At 40.6% G+C, this 4,038-nt stretch carries 3 protein-coding genes and 1 pseudogene; 2 read left to right on the top strand and 2 right to left on the bottom strand.

All coding sequences use genetic code 11. The annotated features are described in order from the left end of the window. Positions 1-1,412: pseudogene (locus AC3LHT_RS09375) on the top strand (hypothetical protein); the annotation flags it as partial. Between the two features lie 2 nt (positions 1,413-1,414). Here AC3LHT_RS09375 and AC3LHT_RS09370 read toward each other — a convergent pair. Further along, positions 1,415-2,194: a methyltransferase domain-containing protein gene (locus AC3LHT_RS09370; RefSeq protein ID WP_290647349.1), complete on the bottom strand. Its 780-nt coding sequence runs from the start codon at positions 2,192-2,194 to the stop codon at positions 1,415-1,417. 108 nt (positions 2,195-2,302) lie between these two features. Here AC3LHT_RS09370 and AC3LHT_RS09365 point away from each other — a divergent pair, with 108 nt between their 5' ends. Next, a complete protein-coding gene (locus AC3LHT_RS09365) occupies positions 2,303-2,746 on the top strand; it encodes a hypothetical protein (protein ID WP_290667942.1) in 444 nt (147 codons plus the stop codon). A gap of 149 nt (positions 2,747-2,895) precedes the next feature. Here the strand turns inward: AC3LHT_RS09365 and AC3LHT_RS09360 are convergent. Beyond that, positions 2,896-4,038, bottom strand: a 1,143-nt coding sequence (locus tag AC3LHT_RS09360; RefSeq protein ID WP_488662703.1) for a lyase family protein, incomplete at its 5' end; no start/stop codon positions are given.

The raw sequence follows: 4,038 nt of genomic DNA, 5'->3' as shown, positions 1-4,038 counted from the left end.
ACTACAAAGAGGCCTCTTTGGATGATTACCGCCATGATCTGAAAAGCAGGATAAGGGATTTCAGCAATAAAATTGTGGACTTTGAAAACTATCCTGATGATCTCATCAGGGGTGAAGAAGCATATTACATTAGAACCCTTATAAGGACTGCATTCATTCAGAAAGCCGGAACTTCTTACCCGCTCTCTTTCGAAAGCCCATATATAATGGGCGCTATCGGTGGAAATCTTGAAATGGCGTTGAAGCTCTGTGAAAGCTTTAGAGGTTTTCTGAAAGAAGCAGAAACAAAATTATTCGCTGCAAAAGAAGCAAACAAAGTAATAGAAGAATATTTGAATGATATTGAGCCAGAAATTGAGATGATAATAGCTAAAGGTAATTTCATTACTCGTGAAAGAAAAGAAAAATTAATGAGCATACTCGATGAAGCCCACAAAAAGGCTATAGAAACAATCAAGGGTTATGGTGTTGATGCTGGATTTTGGTATTCCGCACTAGAAGAGGAAATCAAAAGAAAAATCGAGAATATGGTAATTAGAGAAGCAAAAATAGGCACACAACCTTTGAAAATGAACGAGTCATTTCGTCCGATAGAAAAACCAACCAAACTCATTCATGGTGAGATTGTATGGCTCGATGTAATGAACAAAGGATATCCAGCATATCGGTTCGGGTTATCTCCCAGTGGTGAAAAACTGTTGATAGAGCTTCAAGCAAACACAAGCGCGGTTGAACGATTCAGGCTTTACAATTTGAGAACTCACGAATTTGAACAACTGGCTCTGCCTTCAGAAGCCATGGAACTCATTTCCAATGGTCAGTACAACTTCTGCTGGACAGCAGATAACGAACTCTATATATATTCCTATGATGGTGAAGGAATGGTGATAACTAATAGTGGAAACACTAAACGCAAATCAATCACTACCATAACGGGAGTTGCTTTATACGGGTCAAGCCCATCGGGTGAATTCGTTCTTGCCCGGGAGCTTTCCGGGAAGATTTATCTGCTGAAATCAGATGATGCTTCATACAAAATCATTGGTAAAAGTTATAAAGATAAAGTACTTCAATGGATACCCGGAACGGACATGGCGTTTTTCATAGATGAAAACAACAGGGTCAATGTATATGATGCTCAAAAAGATTCTTTGAACACCTACCAAACCCTTTTTGATGGTTATGCTTGCGCTGTCTTGCCAGGTGGCAAATGGTTTGTTTTCGGAGAAGGTTTTGAGTTGAAGGCTATGAAAACAGATGGATCTGAAAGCTCGACACTTTTAAGACTCGACGAGACCAGCTTGATTATGATTGCAGGTGTATATCCATTATACGGTAACAACATACTCGTTCTTTGGATGAATCACGGAGATAAATTTGACTACGGTTTTCAGGTTTGCACCATTGAGTGAATCTATATTTTTTTCCAGTAAGCTCTTTTGACACCATCTCCGGGTTCTTCAAATCTTTTCCAACTGAAATTTTGCGAAACGAGGAATTTGTGGATCTCATTGTCTCTATCGTTGTTCCCGGGAAAAAGTACAATTTGACCACCGGGTTTCGTAACTCTGAGCATCTCTGAATATTCCTTTTGTGGTTCATCACCGAAGACATGTCCGCCCATGGTAATATCAAAAAAATCACTCTCAAAGGGAATGTCTGTAAGTATGCCATCACATACATACAAGTTGTTTACATCGAGTTTTTCCGCCTTTTCTTTCAGGTATCTTCTGAGGTTTGTGACCGGCTCGACAGCATAAACCGCTTTCGCTTTCTTTGTTGCCACAAAGGTTAACCTTCCGGTTCCAGCCCCTATATCAAGCACTCTTTTACCAAAAAAATCAACTATTGAAGTTAGTTCAGAATCATCCCAATTCAAAAATGCAAGCTCATCATAGCGTTCAGGTTTGATGATATACACAACCCAGTCATTTATGGCTTCCATTACGGCAATTTCCGCTTTTCTTGCTTCTTTTCGAGAAGGATTTTTCCCTTGAGTGATTTTTTCAAAGAACTCTCGCCTTTCAGGAACAAGATTGCAGAAATACCATTTCACAGAGGGATTTGCCGCAAGTGCAGTTCCAAGATCGCTTTCAATTTCACAGCCACTGGAAATCCAAAGAACATGCTCTTTTTCAAGCATAAGCAACCAATTAAAGGAAATTTCTTTGACATCTAACCAGCCAAGTCCCACAATGCTTCTCCTCCTTTATTGCTGATACAATGGAGTCTTATAAACCATCTCAAAAAGATGGAAAAAAGATTAGAATTATTATATCATCAGTGTCAGGAGAGTGAGAGTGTGTTAAGGATAGTGGTAATCCTTATTTTGTTTTTGATAGCCATTTCAGTGTTTGGAAATGGGATTTCCGAAGCAAATATGAGTGGTGGTTTTATGTATTTGCTTTCCACTGAAGTGTTTCACATTTATCCCGGAGGTCTTGGCTTTAGTGCAAGACTCGGCCTTATTCCACCCATTATTCCAGGATCTATATTTACCGTTGCTTTTGACATCTCCGGGGGTTATTATAAACATTTCAAACATTTCTACTACAGATTAAATGGAGGCTTAATGCTAACAACTCCTCTCAAAGCCTTTGATGCTAAATTCATGCCTATGATTAATCCCGAACTTGGCTGGCGCTTTTCGTGGTTTAAGATAAAAATAGGCGGAGCAATTGTTTATGACATTCAGGGAAAACAACCAGCCTTCTTGCCCTACGTAAACCTGGGATTTGCGTATTAAATTAGAAGTGCTAAACTACGCTCAGATGGCGCAAAAATATAATGTTTACGGAAGCTGTCAGCTGATGGAGCGACGATAGAGTTCGTTGTAGGTTGTATGTGAATCAAAAGTCGCGACTCGTTACTCGTTTTTTCGGCTCTTCTCATCTCTTAAAGTCCCAATCCGGTGCTGTGCTTCCCGAGGAGTTTGGTTTTGAGCTCTGAGATTTCAATTCCTGTTTCTTCTGCAACGATATCCCACATGTTTCTTCTTTCTTCATGAGATCTCTTTATCCATTTTTGAACTCGCTCATATCCATAGACCGTTATCAGTGGTGTAAATACGGCTTCGCTTTTAAGAAGGTTCTCTTGTGCTTTATTATTATTGGCCTTGATTTTAGGTATATAGCTTTCAAGACTTCTGACAGCATTGGTGAGAAACCTAAGGGATTTCAATGTATAGTGGATTATAAGCGGTACGAAGGGATTTAGCTCGAGGTTTCCCGAAGAAACTGCGAAGTTTACAGCTACATCATGTGCCAACACGCTCATTGCCAATTGAATGGCATACTCCGGTATCACCGGATTTATTTTGCCCGGCATAATAGAGCTCCCGGCTTGAACTTTAGGAAATTCAAGTTCTCCCAAACCTGCGTTGGGGCCACTACCAAGAAGCCGTATGTCATTGGAGATTTTCAGTAGATTTGTTGCAAGTGATTTCAACAACCCGTGAACTTCTGCAAAAACATCCATATTCTGGGTAGCATCGATCAGGTTTTCAGCCTTTGCAACTCTTACACCTGATATATTTCTGAGTTCATTCACTATCGATAGCACAAATCTCTTATCAGCTGCTACGCCAGTGCCAATAGCTGTCCCGCCGAGATTTACCATGCGTATTCGTTCTTCTACTTTGTATAGTCTCCAGCGATCCCTGCTAATCGCTTCAGCCATCGCTCCGAATTCCTGCCCCAGAGAAATGGGAACAGCATCCATGAATTGTGTCCTTCCTGGTTTCATGACACTCCAGAATTCTTTTTCTTTTTCCTGTAAGACTGCCTGAAGTCTTTCCACAGAAGAAACAAGCTCTTTTAGTAGAACAATGACTGCCATCTTTCCTGCGGTTGGGAAAGTATCGTTAGTTGACTGGAACATGTTGACATCATCAAGGGGATGTACCAGATACTCGCCCTTTTTGCTTCCAAGGAGTTCTGTCGCCCTGTTAGCTATAACCTCGTTGATATTCATGTTTATCGACGTTCCAGCGCCACCCGAAAGTGGATCGACGACAATTTGACCGGAAAGAGTCCCATT

It is taken from the genome of Kosmotoga sp. (genome assembly GCF_982836095.1).
This window is presented reverse-complemented; position numbering and strand designations above follow the sequence as displayed.